The following is a 16,429-nucleotide window of genomic DNA, read 5'->3' as shown; positions in this document are numbered from 1 at the left end:
AGGATGAGGTTATAAATTGTAGGCTAATAACGTAGCACGCTTTATTACTTCTTCGGAGCTCGGCATTTGATTGATCAGCCATGACGTCTAGTGACCCCTCAAATAGCCCAGAGGTAGTACTTTGCCCGCCAGCACGGCGTCGCGAGGCACTGCTGCAGCTGGCTGCTGCTCATGACCCTGAACAGCAAGCGGCACTGAGCGCTGCCGTAAAGGCAATGTACAATCAACCAGATGTCCAGTGGGATGGGCTATGGATAACTATTGAGGCAGGCCAGTTAGTGAGCGCCATCTGGGTACAACCTCTGCCCATGAATATGGCGCAGCTATGGTTACCCAAGCCGTTGCCCAGCGAGCAGGGTGTGCATACTAGCGCACTATTGCGTGCGGCCAATGCATGGGTAGAAGCCCACAATATTCGCTTGTGCCACTTGGAGCTGTCATCCCAGGCGCCCGTATCAGAAGCGCTGCTACGTGAGCATGGCATGCAGCGTTTGGCTTGCTTGGATCATTTAACCGGCAGTAGCCGCTACCGCTTAGCGATGAATGAAGCGCTGCCGCTTTCACTGCAGCCGCTTTGCGAGTTTTCTTGGGCGGAACAGCTGAATCTTCTGGCCGCAGTGGGTCAGGGTTCGCTGGATAGCCGACCCCTGCGCGACGTACTCTCAGTGGAAGAGTTATTGAATGGGTTTTATCAGCAGGATCCCCAAGCGCCACAGCACTGGTACGCAGTGGGCTATCACGAGGCTGTGGTGGGTGTGCTACTGCTTGCGCCGCGCCCTGCGCTAGGCCGTTGGGAGCTAATGTTAATGGGACTAACACCGAATTGGCGTGGCAAAGGCTTGGGGCGCTCGTTGTTAAATAAAGGCCTCGCGCTTGCCCAGCAGGCTGGCGTGCAGGAGGTCACGCTGGCGGTAGATGACATAAATTTACCGGCTAAACGGCTTTACCAGCAGGCGGGTTTCATACGCTATGCGCAGCAACGTTTATTCGCCTGGAAAGGCAGTGGTGAGAGGAGGAGTTTGCCAAATTAAGCTGCCAATAGTAGTCAACGGTTGAATAGGCGCGCTTAGTAGCATTTTCTTGCGCTTTGCGTTGCCGTTATACTAGTCCTATATGCACGTCTTGGCGTCTCAGCTGCGCACCGTCGATATTGGCGCTGCCACGCACAGGGGTTGAGGATAAAAGTTTGATGACAATACTCAAGAGGTGGTGAGAGTGAAAGCTAAGCTGATCATGAGCGGGCTGGCGGCCCTCGGCTTCATGGCGGGCACATCCAGTGTTTATGCCCAAGATGACGCCGCACGTGATGCGATTGCCGAGCGTTTGGCGCCGGTGGGTCAACTCTGTTTACAAGGCCAAGACTGTGGCACCGCAGCGGCACCTTCTAGCGATAGTAGCAGTGGCGGTGATATCGACGGTGAGGGCATCTACGGTAATGTATGTAGCGCCTGTCATGAATCAGGCGCTGCGGGCGCACCTATTCGTGGTGATGAAGAGGCCTGGGCTGAACGTGCTGAACAAGGCTTCGCCACGCTGCTAGATCACGCTATTAACGGTATTGGCGCCATGCCGGCGAAAGGCGGTAACCCCAACCTTTCCGATGAAGAAGTGGAAGCGGCGGTCGCCTATATGGTTGAGCCGGTTATGGAAGTGCCCGAGTTGAGTGGCGGTGATGAAGCTGCTGCAGAGGCCGAAGCTTCTAGCGACGAAGGTGCCGCCGATGAGGCCGCTACCGAAGAGACCGCCGCTGCTGAAGGTGAAGCGGCAACTGAAGAAATGGCTTCTAACGACGATGCAGCGAGTGAAGAAGACGCGGCAGCAGTTGAAGAAGCCAGCGGTGGCAGCGACTTAGACGGTGAAGCTCTCTACGCAAGTTCTGGCTGTGTGGCATGTCACGATAACGGCGTTGCTGGCGCACCGACAATTGGCGATTCAGAAGCTTGGGCGGCGCGTTTAGAGAAGGGGGCTGATGAGCTCTACGCCAGCGCCATTAACGGTATCGGTGCTATGCCAGCCAAAGGCGGTAATCCCAATCTTTCCGATGAAGAAGTGATGGCTGTTGTCGATTATTTAATGGCTGAAGCCCAGTAAAGTAAGCAGCAATGATTTAGCTTGGTAAATTTATCCACAGGGTGTTTTAGTCGCCGCCCTGTGGATATTCTTTTTTTAAAAGCCTAATTTTATAACTCCCACTTTATCACCCCAGCAGCGAACGCAGCCCGGCAATGGCGTCTTTACCGCGGGCCTGCTTCTTATCCGGATCCTCTTTATCGGCACGACCTTCCCACTCCAAATCCTCCCCGGGAAGCTCATCTAAAAAGCGGCTGGGCGTACAGTCCATCAGTTCACCGTAGGCTTTGCGCTGGCGGGCAAGCGTCAGCGTTAGCGTGCGCCGCGCCCGGGTAATGCCCACATAGGCCAGCCGCCGCTCCTCCTCCACAGTGCCTACTTCGATGGCGTTGCGGTGAGGCAGTAGATCCTCTTCCAAGCCCATTAAATAGACGTGGGGGAACTCCAGGCCTTTTGAGGCGTGCATGGTGAGTAGCTGTACTCTATCCGAGTCATCCTCTTCCGCCTGCTGCTCCAGAATATCGCGCAGTACCAAGCGTGAAATAGCTGCTTCTACGCCGTCGGTTTCGGTCTCGGTGGAATCGGTATCGTCCTCTGGGTCGCGGTTGAGGGATTTTTCTAGCTGGTCGATTAGAATCCACACGTTGGCCATGCGACGTTCGGCGACGGTGGGCGCGCTGGCGTTTTGATACAGCCAAGCTTCGTAATCCATATCCCACAGCATGTCGCGAATGGCGGCAATGGCATCGCCTTGATCCATGCGCTTGCGCACGCCGTCGATAAAGTGGGTAAAGCGCGACAACCGCTCCACGGCTCGGGTCGGTAATACTTGCTCCAACCCAAGCTCATGGCAGGCGGCAAACAGCGAAATTGAGCGTTCTGTAGCATAGTTGGCGAGCTTCTCTACCGTTCCAGGGCCCACTTCGCGGCGTGGCACGTTCACAATGCGCAAAAAAGCGTTGTCGTCGGCGGGATTAATCAGCAGGCGCAGGTAAGCCATGGTGTCTTTAATCTCGTTGCGCGAGAAAAACGACGTACCACCGGAGAGCTTGTAAGGAATTTGGTAGTGCTGCAGCTTAAGCTCTAACAAGCGGGCCTGGAAATTGCCCCGATAAAGCACCGCAAAGTCCCGCCACTCGGCCTTTTCCTTGATACGCCGGGTGAGCATTTCGCTGGCGACCCGCTCAGACTCCGCCTCTTCATGACGATTCACGATTACTCGAATAGGCGCGCCGTCGCCCATATCAGACCATAGTGTCTTCTCGTAAACGTGGGGGTTATTGGCGATCAGTGTGTTGGCTGCGCGCAGTATCGTGGCGGTAGAGCGGTAGTTTTGCTCCAGCTTGATGACTTTCAGGCGTGGGAAATCCTCACCCAGGGTAATCAGGTTTTCAGGGCGTGCACCGCGCCAGGCGTAGATCGACTGGTCATCATCGCCCACTACGGTGAATGTGGAGCGCTCCGCCATTAGCAGTTTCACCAACAGGTACTGGGAGACGTTGGTGTCCTGGTACTCATCCACCAGCATGTAATGGATTTTGCGCCGCCAGCGCTCGAGCGCTTCCGGATCGTTCTTGAGCAATACCACCGGCAGCAGAATCAGGTCGTCGAAATCCACCGCGTTGTAGGCTTTTAAATGGCGTACGTAGGCTTCATACACCCGAGCGGCAAAGTGCTCATCGTCATCAGCCGCAAACGAGAGCGCATCGCTGGGCAGCACCAAGTCGTTCTTCCAGGTGGAAATTTTGCTCTGCACGGCGTTGATCTGCTCGGCGTCCACCTGAGCGTCTTTATTCATCAAATCGCGCAGCAGTGCTTTGGCGTCTTCCGGGTCAAATAGCGAAAAGCCCGGTTTATAGCCCAAGGTTTTAAGCTCGCCACGGATAATATTCAGCCCCAGGGTGTGAAATGTAGAGACCGTCAGCCCGTGGCCCTCTTTGCCGTGGAGCATCTGGCCCACGCGCTCTTTCATCTCTCGGGCGGCTTTATTGGTAAAGGTCACCGCGGCGATTCTGCGCGCGCTCATCCCACACTCTTGCACCAAATAGGCAATTTTAGTGGTGATAACGCTGGTTTTACCGGAACCTGCACCCGCCAACACCAGGCAAGGGCCATCAATGTAGCGCACGGCTTCCTGTTGGCGCGGGTTTAGCCCTTTGATGCGGCTAAGAATGCTCTTGGGCGTTGCGGGCGTCATGGCGTCGGTCGTCCTCTACGAGAGTTGCAGGCGGTTTCAATTACGATTTCAAGTACGGTTTCAAGTACGGTTTCAAGTACAATCGTCCGCTTGGCGAATGCATAATAAACAGGCAGGTGGAGATGTTTGAAGTAGCGCTTTTTGAACCGCGTATGGCGCCCAATACGGGCAATATCATGCGCTTGGTGGCCAATAATGGCTGCCGGTTACACCTGATTGAGCCGCTTGGCTTCGACCTGGAAGAGAAGAAGCTGCGTCGCGCCGGGCTGGATTACCGCGACCTCGACAACGTCACTCGCCACGCCGATTTTAGCGCCTTTCAGCAAACCATGCAGGGGCGGCGCATCTGGGCGATCACTACCAAAGGCACGCGCACCTACAGCGATGCGGACTTTGCCCCAGGCGATGTACTGCTGTTTGGCTCTGAAACCGCTGGGCTCTCACCCCAGGTGCATGAAGCGCTAACTTCGGAGCATAAATTGCGCCTGCCCATGCAGCCGAACAACCGTAGCCTAAACCTGTCCAACGCCGTGGCTATTGTGAGCTACGAGGCGTGGCGCCAGCAAGGTTTTGCTGGCGCGTTGCAGGTCTAATCAGCCAGCAATCCCATAGCGGTCACGATAAGCCCTGATCGCTTCAGCGTAGGCGAGCATTTCGCCACCGGCATGCTCTTCCAGATAAGTGAGCACTTGCTCCAGGGTAACGATACTGACCACCGGCATGGCATACTGAGCCTGCACTTCCTGAATCGCGCTCTGCTCGCCCTGGCCGCGCTCTTGACGGTCGAGTGCGATAATTACCCCGGCGGCCTGAGCACCGCTCTGCTCAATCAGCGTCATCACTTCGCGAATCGCGGTGCCCGCGGTAATCACGTCATCAATGATCAAAATATCGCCAGCAAGCGGTGCGCCCACAATATTGCCGCCTTCTCCGTGGGTTTTAGCCTCTTTGCGGTTGAAGGCGTAGGGCATATCCCGGTCGTGATGATCGGCCAGTGCCGCCGCGGTGACTGCCGCCAGTGGGATACCTTTGTACGCCGGGCCAAACAACACATCGGCGTTTAAGCCGCTATCGACAATCGCCTGGGCGTAAAAACGCCCCAGTTTGGCCAGCGCACGACCGGTTTGAAACAGCCCTGCGTTGAAAAAGTAGGGGCTAACGCGGCCAGATTTAAGCGTAAACTCGCCAAACTTAAGCACGCCTTGCTCAATGGCAAAGGCAATGAAATCGCGCTGGTAGGGTTGTAGAGTGGTGGCCACGGCATTCCTCACTAGGCGGTAGGTTTAAATCAGTACGAAAGCAACAATAAAAGTGGGGTAAATGGCAAGTTTTACTAGCTGCCTTTACCCAAACGTCTAAACGTCGGGTATCATACAGCAGCGACGCAAAAGGGACGATTTATGAAAATTGCCAGCATCAATGTCAATGGTATTCGTGATGCCGTCGATCGTGGCTTCCTGGACTGGCTGGCTCAGCAGGATGTCGACGTGGTCTGCGTGCAGAACATCAAGGCAAAAAGTTTTGAACTGGGTGACCACATTCTGTATCCGGAAGGCTATGAAGGCTATTTCCTGGATGCCGAAGAGGACGGTTTCTCCGGTGTGGCACTCTATTGCCGCAAAATTCCCAAGGCGATTATGTATGGCCTGGGGTTCCCTCAGTGTGATCATGAAGGACGTTTTCTGCAGGCGGATTATGAACGCTTCAGTATCGTTTCTTTCTTGATGCCTGATGGAAGTGACCAAAAAGCCAAACAGGCGTTTATGGAGCAGTACCAAGAGTACCTGACGAAGATGTCGCGCAAACGCCGCGAATACATCCTCTGCGGTACCTGGCATATTGCCCATAAAACCGTCGATTTGGCTAACTGGTCGGATAATCAACTGACCTCAGGCTTCCGCCCGGAAGAGCGCGCCTGGATGGATCAGGTGCTTGGTCCCACCGGGTTTATCGATACCTTCCGCGAAATTAACCGCGATGCAGGTGAGTACACCTGGTGGCCGAAGCTTGACCAAGACGTGCCTCGTGAGCGCCAGGAAGGCTGGCGGATCGACTATCAGTTAGTCGGCCCCAACTTCCGCCGCCACGTGGTCGACGCGTGGATCGATTACGATGCGACCTTCTCAGAGTTCGCACCGCTAATCGTTGAGTACGACCTAGCGCTTTAGGCGCTAGGCAACGAACTTTTCCCGCGTCGCCTGTCACCCTTGCTGATTAGCCGGGGTGACAAACAACAGGCCAGCATTTAGCTGGCCTGTTGTTTTTATACGCCTTACTCTTCACACCTCACCTTCATTACCCTCGAATACCCAGCGCTTCACGCTGATGATCACGTAACGCATCGCCTGCCTTCTCGGCCAAGTCGAGCATGTCATTTAGCTCGGCACGGGTGAAGGCGCCGGCCTCGGCGGTTCCCTGTACTTCGATCAGCTCGCCGCTTTCGGTCATTACCACGTTCAGGTCGGTATCGGCCTTGCTGTCTTCCGGGTAGTCCAGATCCAGCACCGGCACGCCTTTATAAATACCCACGGAAATGGCGCTCACCAACTGCTTGAAGGGATCGCCCTTGATCTTCTTCTCGCGTTGCAGATAACGGATCGCATCGATCAGTGCTACGCAGCCCCCGGTAATCGCCGCGGTACGGGTACCGCCATCGGCCTGAATCACATCGCAATCCACAGTAATGGTGAACTCACCCAGCTTCTTCAAATTCACCGCGGCGCGCAGGCTACGGCCAATCAAACGCTGGATTTCCAGCGTGCGACCGCCTTGCTTGCCGCGGGTCGCTTCACGGCCACTACGGGTGTGAGTGGCGCGGGGCAGCATGCCGTACTCAGCGGTGACCCAGCCCTGATTCTTGCCGCGCAGCCAGCGCGGCACACCGGCTTCTACGCTGGCATTACACAGCACTTTGGTATCGCCAAACTCCACCAGTACGGAGCCTTCCGCATGACGGGTGTAATCGCGGGTCAGGCGAATCTCACGGAGCTGGTCGGCTTCGCGACCACTGGGGCGCACAACATCAGGACGCTTAGCACTGCTCACAAATATTACCTCTCGATAAACGCGTAACTGGGAAAAGCCGTCCATTGTACACGTCTGGGAGTGCGCTGATGGGCTTAACATCCAGCTAGCGTCTTGAAAGGGGCGTTTCAAGAGTAGTACGTAGGCGTCCGAAATACGTTAGCGAAATAGGAACTTATGGACGGATGGTACTTCCGTCTCACGCAACAAGGAATAGAAGCTGCTGTGCGGCTCAAAATTGGCAACAAAGCACCATATCTGCGATGTGTTCGGTGAGCAGGAAATCGGTGGCTATAAGATTTATGGGCCTCTGGTGGTATTTGCTTGGAGCCAAGGGAAAGGAAATCGCCAAGCCACTACGCCCTAGAAAATGCGGGAAACGTCGCCTATCCAACATTGCATAAGCAACCAGCCTTGCGCAAAATCAGCTTTGGTATGGTCATTATCGATTTCGCAGCAGAGGCAACAGATCATGTCATTCGATCCAAACTACGTCGCCACAATTGAAGAAATCGCGGATGCAATCACAAATGATAACGTGACATGGGCTAACCACCTATCCTACGACCCGGATGGCAACGGAGAGATGACTGCTATCTGGTTTGCAACTTTGACAAATTCGTCGTCGCTGAGCGCAGACGACATCTTTGTCATCTGAATCCTCGTGACCGTTGACGACAACAGTAGGGAATAACGGAATTGGCTAATCACGCTCCGTATGATGAACGCAAATCAATAGGCCCTACGCCCGATCTCGCCGCGAAAAGTGCGATCTGTTTGCAGTTGCCTCGCAACTCCACTGGCTCTGATGTCATCATCTATGAGAAGGATGCCGACAAGGCAATGACGCCTGCGTCAATCGTCAAACTGATGACGGCCGTCGTTGCCATCGAGATGGCAAGTAATTTCCAGTTGCCGAAAAGCTTCAAGCTAGAGATAGTTTCTGAAGATGATGTCGAAGGATCAGGTCGTAACCTTCATGCAGGAGACCGCCTTTCACTCGGCGACAGCATTGCTAACCTTTTGGTGCCGTCATCAAATGTAGCAGCCAATCTGATTGCGCGGACATTTGGTCAAATGATGCTGGGATCGAAGACAGGCACAAGTCACGACGCCGTGCAGCGCTTCGTTGCGGAAATGAACACGACCGCTCGAAATCTTGGGATGACGAAAACGCAATTCCTGAACCCACACGGGTTGGCGGTACGCGGACAACGATCTACCGCCCGAGATTTATCATTGCTGGTGAAGAAATGTCTGATATATGGCCCGATTACGAGGGTTTGGGGGATCAAGGCTTTTGCTATTGGGATAACGGGATCGGTGCCGCGCAGGCTGGTTTTAAAGTCTGCTTTTCACTCCTCAACGCACCGGGCTGTACCGGAATTCTCGCTTCCGCAATATCTTGGTGGGAAAACGGGCACGCTGTGGCCATCTATATTCAACCTGGCATCTGTTTCGGCAACTAATAGCGGAGGGATCTGCGTCTCAGTATCGCTTGGATCACCAACAGTAGAGGATCGATACCACGACTATTTGAAATTGGTTGACCTCAGTAATGAATTAGCACGCGGCACCGTTTGAATCTGTACCTTGCACCGCTAATAATCATCGCTCCGGGTGGGAACGATGTTTATGTTTTGTTCACGGATTTCGGACACCTACGCGCTACTCATGTAATGATCCAATGAAGTAGGTTGGTTGCGTCAATTGAGACGCCCTTCGTAAAGTTTCTTGAAAGCGGTATAACGCGCAGTGTGCAGCGCTTGCATTGCCTGGTCGGGCTCTAATGTTTGTTCGCCTGGGGTGAGGCCATTGGCAACGCTGAGCACCTCACCATTGGCCTGAGCAGCGAGCGCCGCCACGGCTACTCCAAGTAGTACGGGTTCCGGCGCATCCGCCAGCACAACCCGGCAACCGGTACCGTCGGCATAGAGCTTGCGCAGCAGTGCTGAACGTCCATGCCCTCCGCTGAGGTGCAGGGTATCGATGGCATAACCATGGGCGTTCATACGCTCTATGATGGCACGGGTGCCGTAAATCAGCGAGGTGGCTGCCGCCCAATAGACCTTGATGAAGCTCTCGCGAGGCGTATCAAGGGTCAATCCCGTGATGGTGCCGCGAATTTCCGGATCCGCCAATGGCGAGCGATTGCCAATGAAGTCTGGACAAACATGGGTGTCAGGAGCTGGGTCGCCGGATGCCAAGCGTTCGAGTAGAAGGTCTGATAACGCGCCGTGAAGATCGTCGCCGAATTCACTGCTGGCTGAAAATAGTGCCGCCAGATGATCTAGAAGGGCACCGGTAATGCTTTGCCCCCCTTCGTTGGCAACAAAGCCGTCGCATAGCGCCCCCGGATAAGGACCCCACACGCCGGGTACCTCTCGCCGCACCGGCTGGGCGCCGATATGGCAGGTGGAAGTGCCGCCAATCACGGCAAGGCGGCGCTCGGGAGCATCAGCGAGGCTTCTGCCTAGCGTGCCAAGCGCACCGGCATAGGCATCAATCATGCCCACTGCGAAGGTACACCGAGTCGTCAGTCCCAAGTCATCGGCGGCTTCTTCGGTCAACTGCCCAAGTGCTACGCCCACGGGAAGGGCTTGGTCGGGTAATCGGGCGCACTCGAGTACATCCTGCATATCTATCTGCTTTAGAAAGTCGTGATCCCAGCCATGACCAGGGCGTGGGTCAAACGTCCACTTGCAGGAGAGCATGCAGACCGAGCGTTCAAGAGAGCCGGTGCATTTAAAGCCCAGCCAATCGCCTAGATCACCAGCGTAGCCGATCTTTGCATAGAGCTCGGGCCGGTGCCGCTTCAACCACATGAGCTTAGGCATCTGCATCTCTGGAGACATGACACCACCCAGGTTGCGCAGCGGCGCTGCCTGGGTAGCCGTGCACTCAGCGGCTTCTGCGGTTGCCCGGTGATCCATCCACACAATGATATTCCACGCTTCATCACCCGGTGAGAGTGCTAGCGGCTTATCCTGCTTATCAAGGAGCACCAACGAGCAGGTGGCGCTCACCGACATACTGGTGATGGAATCGGACGTTACACCGGCAGCCTCGCGGGCGCGCTGGGTTGCGCTGCATACCGCGCGCCAGATATCCGCTGAGCTTTGCTCCACGTGATGCTCGGCAGGGCGATGCATTGCAATGGGTGTTTTCGCTTCGGCAAGCATCACGCCATCCGGCGTGAAAATGCCTGCTCGGGCGCTGCCCGTACCGATATCAATGCCTAGAACATGTTCTTGATGACTCATGGGAAAACCTTACTCACGACTGTTTAATAAATGGCATACGTAGTGCCATTACAATAATTAGAAAAGCCCCCCATACCGCGGTGGCTAGATGCTGGCTGGCGCCCATCAGATTCATGCCGGAAGCGATTACCTGCAGGCTCATCAAGCCCAGCACCAGTGGCAGTACGCGGCCAAAGCCACCAAAGGGGTTTGCCCCGGCCAGAAAACAGGCCAAAACCGTAATCAGTAGGTAGCTCTCGCCGTGGCCTACACGTACAGAGTTAAAGCGGGCGAGCATCACCATGCCCGCTAACCCTGCCAAAATGCCGGAAATCGTGTAGACGGTGATCAGCACGCGCTTGACGTTAATGCCCGAGTACTCCGTCGCCCGAGAGTTGGAGCCCAGCATATAAATCGAAAAGCCAGTGCGGGTGAAATGCATGATGTAGATCAACCCTGCGGCAGCGGCGAGAAAGATCAGCATGGGGATTGGTATGCCCAGAAAACTGCCGCTGCCGATGGTTTGAAATACCTCCGGCATGCCTGAAATACCGCCACCGCGGGTTAAAAACTCACCCACACCCTGCAGAAAGATCATTGCCCCAAGGGAAACCAAAATGGGGTGGGCGCCCACATAGGCAACGATAACGCCAATCAAAAAGCCTGCGGCAGCGCCGACGGCAAGCCCGGCGATAATCGCCATGGGAACGCTTAGTATGCCCATGCCCGCCAGCAACCCCTGTACCAGCCAGGCGGTCATCAGCCCTGCGATATTGGCGGTAAAGGTAACCGAGAGGTTCAGGCCGCCGGAAATAATGGGTAGCAGCATCGCCAGTGAGAGTAACCCCAGCTCCGGCAGCTGCATCGACATCGAGCCAAAATTAGTGGCGGTCAGAAAGCCCGGTGCCAATAGCGAGAAGAGTCCAATACTGCCGATGAGCAGAGCCGTCATGGCGGCCACTTCAATGCTATCGCCCCCCAGGCGGAGTCCGGCCGTGGAGGGCTGTTTATTCAGGCGCTTATTCATACGTTCCTCGCCTTGGTGGTGCGGGGCAACAGGTTGCCTAGGTTGCTGGTGGTGATCGCAATCAAGATAATCAGCCCGACAATCATGCGGAAGGCGTAAGGAGTGACGCCCAGCAGATTCAGGCCGTTTTGGACGACGGCGAGAAGCAGCACACCCAGTACGGCGCCGAGCACTGAGCCGCGCCCACCACCCAGGGTGGCGCCGCCTAGCACGACAGCCGCCAGAATTGGCAACTCCTGGCCTATCAAGGCGTTGGGCACGACCTCTTGTACGATATGTGCCTGCATCAGGCCCGCCACCCCCGCGCATAGACCCAGCCAGCCGTAGGCAAAGGCATGGATCTTCCAGACACTAACGCCAGAGCGGCGGGCGGACTCGGGATTTGATCCGAAACCGTAGATCGCGCGACCAAAACCGGTGCGGGCCAGAATGAACCAAGTGAGTATGACCATCACCACCATAACTGCCGCGGGTAAGTAGAGCGTGGCTGATCCGCGTTCGGCGGGTAGGTCAAGCAGCGGAACGGAGTAGTAGAGCCAATCGGGGATATCGTAGATGGACACCCCGCTGGTGAAATACATCAAGAGGCCGAAAAACAGGTTAAATGTGCCGATGGTGACGATGATCGAAACTATTCGGAAGCGATGGATCAGCAGCGCATTGAAGAGCCCCAGTAGCATGCCAACCAGCATCGAAAGCAGGATGCCAAGCAACCAGTTGCCCCCGCCCAGGTAATTCATCAGCAGTGACAGCACCACGTACTGCACCACGGATGCCGCCACTGCGAAGGAAATATCTATCCCACCCGCAATCAGAACGACGACCAGGCCCACTGCAAAGATGATATTGACCGACTGATTGTTAAGCAGGTCGAACAGATTCTGAAAGGTGAGAAAGCTGTTGGTCGCAAGTGCTAACACCACGCACAGCAGCATGAGGATGCTCAATAGCGTACCTTCAGTGCCGATCCTTCTGTTTAGCAGTCGTTTATGCATTGATGATCGCCTCCAGCGCTTCTTCCGTGGTCTCCGCAGGTATAACCTCGGAGTAGATGCGCCCGTCGCGCAATACGAGCGCACGATCTGCGTTCATCCAGATTTCTCCTGCTTCATCCGAAATCAGAATGATGGCCATGCCCTGGTCGGCAAGATTTCTGATGATGTCGAAAATACCGGCTTTTGCGCCTACATCGACGCCAATCGTCGGGCAATCAAGAATGAGAACCTCGGGTTCAGTGGCTAGCCATTTGGCGAGTGCAATGCGTTGCTGGTTACCACCGGATAATGAGGAGACCGCAAGCTCGGCATCACTCACCTTGGTTTTAAGCTGCTCAATCCAGTGGGCGGTCAGTGCCTTGATGCGCTGAGGGGAGAGAAAGAAGCGCGGTTTTTCCAGTTTTGGTAGTACTGTCACTGCGGTATTCATATTGATGGACTGGTTTTGCACCAAGCCAAGATTGAGCCGGTCTTCAGAGAGGTAGGCAATGCGATGGCGCACGGCATCGCGATTGGAGTGTAGCGTCAGCGGCTGCCCCTCTTTTAGCAGCTGCCCTGAAGTGGGCTGGGTCATCCCAAAAATCGTGTGGGCTATTTCGGTACGCCCCGCGCCCAGCAAGCCCGTCAGGCCGAGAATTTCACCGCGATGCAGGGTGAAAGAGACATTTTCAAACTCCCCTTCACGACTTAAGTTTTTAAGCTCCAGTACCGGGGCGCCTTTGTGCATTTCAGCACGGGGGGTAAACTCAAGTTCCAGTCCGGTCATCAGGGTTGAAAGTCGTGCCTGGGTCATCCCCTCGGTGGGGTAGGTGCCGACCAACTTCCCGTTGCGGAGCACGGTGACGCGTTGACACACCTCCAACACTTCCACCAGCCGGTGGCTGACCAAGACAATGGAAATGCCTTTCGCCGCCAGTGAGCGGGTAATGCCCAGCAGTGTCTGCACCTCTTTATAGGTAAGCGAGGCGGTGGGCTCATCCATAAAAATGATACTGGCCCCTGCACGCAGCACGCGGCAAATCGCAACGAGTTGACGATGGGCAATCGAAAGGTCTTCAACACGGGCCATCGGATCCAGGTCGAGGCCAAACTGCTGAATGATCTCGCGGGATTGCGTCAGCGCATCTTTGTAGGAAATAGGCCGCCAAGGCTTGGCAACGTAGTCATCGAAGACGATATTTTCCGCGACGGTCAGGTGCGGGAACAGCGCGAGATCTTGCCAGATCACATGGATGCCCCGGTTGCGCGCCTCTATCGGGCTAATGGCAGAGAGCGTTTCATCGCCAAACGAAAGCTCTACCCCCTCTTCAGGCGTGTATACGCCGTTAATAATTTTAATGAGCGTGCTTTTGCCACAACCGTTTTCACCTGCAAGGCAAAGCACCTCACCCCGGCGAAGTTCGAATTCGACATCATCGAGCACCCGGCTTTGACCGAAAATCTTGCTAACGTGACGCGCTCGAATCGCGATATCGCCCATTGGAGGCTCCTCTCTCAACATCACTGCCGCGCTCATCAGGAGCGCGGCAGCCTTTACACGATCAATAAGCGCAGTCTTACAGGCCGAGCTCTGCCAGCTCATCCACGGTATCTTTGCTCAGCTTGAGTGGCTGTGAGGCAAAGATCGTCTTGCCGTCCAGGGTAATTTCACCCAGTACCGGCAATTCGGCACCATCGGTAATCTCTTCGCCGTTATAGAGCATTTCACCCAGGGCAACGAACGCTTTGCCTGCGTCTAGAGGGCTCCACTGGAAACCACCTGTAATCACACCTTCGTGTACCAGGCGGCGCCCCTGGCCAGGAGAGAACAGGCCCATAACGGCCACATCCCCTTCCAGCCCCCGCTCTTTCACGGCCCGAGCAGCGCCGATGGTTCCCTGGCTACCAAATGACATGATGCCGGCCAAATCTTCGTGGGCACGCAGCAAGTCCAGGGTGGTGTTGCGGCTGTCATCGACGCTTTCGGCCACGCCAAAACGATCAGCGGCCTGGGTCAAGCCCGAGCAGTTATCATCGAGCCAGCTCACGGCAGCATCTGCCCAGGCGTTGTGAGCGGGCACGCTGAGACCGCCAACGTAAACGGCATAAGAGCCTTCGCAGCCGGTGGTGTCAGCCAATAGTTTGGCGTGCTCTTCACCTAACTGCTGCGCTGAAATCATTTCAAAGTCGTAGTCGATGTTGACCGATTCGGGGCTTTCATGGGTCAGTACGATAATTCCCTGATCACGTGCTCGTTCCAATACCGGCTCAAGAACCTCGCGATCATTCGGGACAACACCAATGACATCAACGCCACGGCTGATCAGATCCTCTATCGCGCGTACCTGCAGGGCGGGGTCAGCACTGGTGGGGCCTACCATATAGGCTTCTACTCCAAGCTCTTCACCCATTTGTTCGATGCCCATTTCCATGGCATTGAACCAGGGGATGCCACCCACCTTGGCGACCACGGCAATAGTAGGAGACTCCTGAGCCATTGCGCCGGTGCTGCCGATAATGCCTGTTAGCGTAGCTGCGGTAAGAAGTGCTTTGTATTTCATTGTGATTTCCTGCTTGCTGTTGGCTGACCCAGTCAGTGGAATAGAGTGCATTGAAGCGCTTTAATAGTGCTGCTGTACGTTGCGTCATGGTCAAATAAAATGGCGCAGACGCTTCCGAACCTCACAATGCATAGGAGCTTTACACAGTGCTGGATACGTTGAGTGGTGCCTAAGCGATGCGTCATCGCTATCGTTATTGTCATTTAGTCGAGAATGCACAATCGGTTGTGCATAGCGTAGGATTGATCTATTGCATCATCACGTCAATGCTACTTTTATCTAATCGCAAGGAGCTGCCACGTGGTTAGCGACTCTTCATCCAAGCGGCTGACTATTTACGACCTGGCGAGGTTGGCAGAAACATCGCCCAGTACCGTCAGTGCCGTGCTCAACGGCACTTGGCAGCGCCGTCGCATCAGCAAGAAACTTGCCAGCAAAATTCTTTCGCTCGCCCAGTCGGAAGGCTACTCGGCCAACATGCAGGCCCGTGCCTTGCGGCGCGAACGCTCAGGTATCATCGGCATGATCCTGCCGTTGTACGACAACCGCTATTTCAGTTCGATAGCCCAACACTTCGAATCAGAAGCACGTCGACGGGGGCTGTTTGCGATTGTTTCGTGTACGAATCGAGATCCCAAGCAAGAGTGCGAAGCAGCCCGTATGATGCTGGCTTACCGTGTTGAGTGCCTGGTATGCACCGGCGCAACGGATCCGGATACGATTGCACAGATGTGTGCAGAGAGCGGCGTGCAAAGCATTAATCTCGATCTTCCTGGCAGTAAGGCACCGTCGGTGATTTCCAATAACCGTGATGGCGCGCGACAGCTTACCCATGCCATCCTCAACCGCCTTGCTGAAGAGAAGCGCAGTGATGACCCTGTGCTATTTATTGGCGGCCGTGATGAGGATCACAATACCCGCGAGCGTATTGCCGGCTTCAAGCAAGCGAGAGAGGAGGTGGGGCTGGCGACGGCGGAAGAGAATATCCTCCCCTGCGATTATGCTGCCGATAAGGCCCAGGCTGCGTTGGCAACATACATGCGTAACCGGTCTACTCTGCCCAGCGCTATGTTCGTCAACTCCACGATTTCTCTTGAGGGCATCGTTCGTGGGTTACAGCTAAATGGCTATTATCTAGATGACATTATTTTTGGTTGTTTTGACTGGGATCCCCTTGCCGCTGCCTTTCATCCGCGTTTGATGATGGTTCGGCAAAATGTGATCGAGATGATCGACCGCGTCTTCGAGCTGATTGATACTCCACCGCGGGATCCGCATCTGCTCATAGAGGTTCAGCCAGAAATAATGGGTGTTTGATACGCTCTTTCGCACAG

Annotated in this window: 14 protein-coding genes; 6 read left to right on the top strand and 8 right to left on the bottom strand. The window is 55.2% G+C overall.

All coding sequences use genetic code 11. From position 1 onward, the window contains the following. The first annotated feature begins 80 nt into the window (after window positions 1-80). Window positions 81-1,031 carry a GNAT family N-acetyltransferase gene (locus RO22_RS01875; protein WP_022521065.1) on the top strand — a complete coding sequence of 317 codons (951 nt, stop codon included), beginning with the start codon at window positions 81-83 and terminating at the stop codon, window positions 1,029-1,031. A gap of 184 nt (window positions 1,032-1,215) precedes the next feature. Continuing rightward, on the top strand, window positions 1,216-2,091 hold the full coding sequence (locus RO22_RS01870) for a c-type cytochrome (RefSeq protein ID WP_041157444.1): 876 nt from the start codon (window positions 1,216-1,218) through the stop codon (window positions 2,089-2,091). A gap of 106 nt (window positions 2,092-2,197) precedes the next feature. On the opposite strand, the gene rep is transcribed toward RO22_RS01870, so the two are convergent. Further along, the gene (rep, locus tag RO22_RS01865) at window positions 2,198-4,267 is read right to left on the bottom strand and encodes a DNA helicase Rep (RefSeq protein WP_041157443.1); all 2,070 of its coding nucleotides are present in this window, start codon (window positions 4,265-4,267) and stop codon (window positions 2,198-2,200) included. Between the two features lie 122 nt (window positions 4,268-4,389). Between rep and RO22_RS01860 the strand changes: the two genes are divergently transcribed. Next, window positions 4,390-4,860, top strand: a complete 471-nt coding sequence (locus RO22_RS01860; protein WP_022521067.1) for a tRNA (cytidine(34)-2'-O)-methyltransferase — start codon at window positions 4,390-4,392, stop codon at window positions 4,858-4,860. Here RO22_RS01860 and pyrE read toward each other — a convergent pair whose 3' ends face one another. Continuing rightward, window positions 4,861-5,526: an orotate phosphoribosyltransferase gene (gene pyrE / locus RO22_RS01855; RefSeq protein WP_039857831.1), complete on the bottom strand. Its 666-nt coding sequence runs from the start codon at window positions 5,524-5,526 to the stop codon at window positions 4,861-4,863. A 141-nt stretch (window positions 5,527-5,667) separates the two neighbouring features. On the opposite strand from pyrE, the gene RO22_RS01850 reads away from it, so the two are divergent. Next, window positions 5,668-6,435, top strand: coding sequence for an exodeoxyribonuclease III (locus tag RO22_RS01850; protein WP_009286323.1), 768 nt, complete (start codon window positions 5,668-5,670; stop codon window positions 6,433-6,435). 127 nt (window positions 6,436-6,562) lie between these two features. Here the strand turns inward: RO22_RS01850 and rph are convergent, their stop codons facing one another. Further along, window positions 6,563-7,285 (bottom strand): ribonuclease PH, encoded by a 723-nt coding sequence (gene rph / locus RO22_RS01845; protein ID WP_170834128.1) that lies wholly within the window; start codon window positions 7,283-7,285, stop codon window positions 6,563-6,565. 705 nt (window positions 7,286-7,990) lie between these two features. On the opposite strand from rph, the gene RO22_RS01835 reads away from it, so the two are divergent. After that, window positions 7,991-8,875: a D-alanyl-D-alanine carboxypeptidase family protein gene (locus RO22_RS01835; RefSeq protein ID WP_041157441.1), complete on the top strand. Its 885-nt coding sequence runs from the start codon at window positions 7,991-7,993 to the stop codon at window positions 8,873-8,875. A 122-nt stretch (window positions 8,876-8,997) separates the two neighbouring features. On the opposite strand, the gene RO22_RS01830 is transcribed toward RO22_RS01835, so the two are convergent. The 5 genes from RO22_RS01830 to RO22_RS01810 form a co-directional block, all read right to left on the bottom strand. Beyond that, entirely contained in the window at window positions 8,998-10,554 is a 1,557-nt protein-coding gene (locus RO22_RS01830; protein ID WP_041157440.1) for an FGGY family pentulose kinase, read from the bottom strand. Between the two features lie 13 nt (window positions 10,555-10,567). Next, on the bottom strand, window positions 10,568-11,560 hold the full coding sequence (locus tag RO22_RS01825; RefSeq protein ID WP_041157439.1) for an ABC transporter permease: 993 nt from the start codon (window positions 11,558-11,560) through the stop codon (window positions 10,568-10,570). Next, a complete protein-coding gene (locus tag RO22_RS01820) occupies window positions 11,557-12,555 on the bottom strand; it encodes an ABC transporter permease (protein WP_041157438.1) in 999 nt (332 codons plus the stop codon). Before RO22_RS01820 ends, RO22_RS01825 begins: the two co-directional genes overlap by 4 nt. Further along, window positions 12,548-14,035 (bottom strand): sugar ABC transporter ATP-binding protein, encoded by a 1,488-nt coding sequence (locus tag RO22_RS01815; protein ID WP_041157506.1) that lies wholly within the window; start codon window positions 14,033-14,035, stop codon window positions 12,548-12,550. The genes RO22_RS01820 and RO22_RS01815 overlap by 8 nt, the downstream gene beginning before the upstream one ends. A 76-nt stretch (window positions 14,036-14,111) precedes the next feature. Next, the gene (locus tag RO22_RS01810) at window positions 14,112-15,095 is read right to left on the bottom strand and encodes a substrate-binding domain-containing protein (RefSeq protein ID WP_039857817.1); all 984 of its coding nucleotides are present in this window, start codon (window positions 15,093-15,095) and stop codon (window positions 14,112-14,114) included. 300 nt (window positions 15,096-15,395) lie between these two features. Between RO22_RS01810 and RO22_RS01805 the strand changes: the two genes are divergently transcribed. Further along, entirely contained in the window at window positions 15,396-16,412 is a 1,017-nt protein-coding gene (locus RO22_RS01805; RefSeq protein WP_041157437.1) for a substrate-binding domain-containing protein, read from the top strand. Window positions 16,413-16,429 lie beyond the last annotated feature (17 nt).

The organism is Halomonas sp. KHS3, assembly GCF_000830495.1.
Taxonomy (GTDB): domain Bacteria; phylum Pseudomonadota; class Gammaproteobacteria; order Pseudomonadales; family Halomonadaceae; genus Vreelandella; species Vreelandella titanicae.
Note: the sequence above shows the minus strand (reverse complement) of the source record. Positions and strands in the feature narration are given on the sequence as shown.

Bases quoted from the DNA above. Each gene is read 5' to 3' on its own strand.
- rep (WP_041157443.1), bottom strand. From the start codon at position 4,267: ATGACGCCCGCAACGCCCAAGAGCATTCTTAGCCGCATCAAAGGGCTA.
- RO22_RS01820 (WP_041157438.1), bottom strand. From the start codon at position 12,555: ATGCATAAACGACTGCTAAACAGAAGGATCGGCACTGAAGGTACGCTA.
- RO22_RS01825 (WP_041157439.1), bottom strand. From the start codon at position 11,560: ATGAATAAGCGCCTGAATAAACAGCCCTCCACGGCCGGACTCCGCCTG.
- RO22_RS01830 (WP_041157440.1), bottom strand. From the start codon at position 10,554: ATGAGTCATCAAGAACATGTTCTAGGCATTGATATCGGTACGGGCAGC.
- RO22_RS01875 (WP_022521065.1), top strand. From the start codon at position 81: ATGACGTCTAGTGACCCCTCAAATAGCCCAGAGGTAGTACTTTGCCCG.
- RO22_RS01850 (WP_009286323.1), top strand. From the start codon at position 5,668: ATGAAAATTGCCAGCATCAATGTCAATGGTATTCGTGATGCCGTCGAT.
- RO22_RS01815 (WP_041157506.1), bottom strand. From the start codon at position 14,035: ATGGGCGATATCGCGATTCGAGCGCGTCACGTTAGCAAGATTTTCGGT.
- RO22_RS01810 (WP_039857817.1), bottom strand. From the start codon at position 15,095: ATGAAATACAAAGCACTTCTTACCGCAGCTACGCTAACAGGCATTATC.
- RO22_RS01860 (WP_022521067.1), top strand. From the start codon at position 4,390: ATGTTTGAAGTAGCGCTTTTTGAACCGCGTATGGCGCCCAATACGGGC.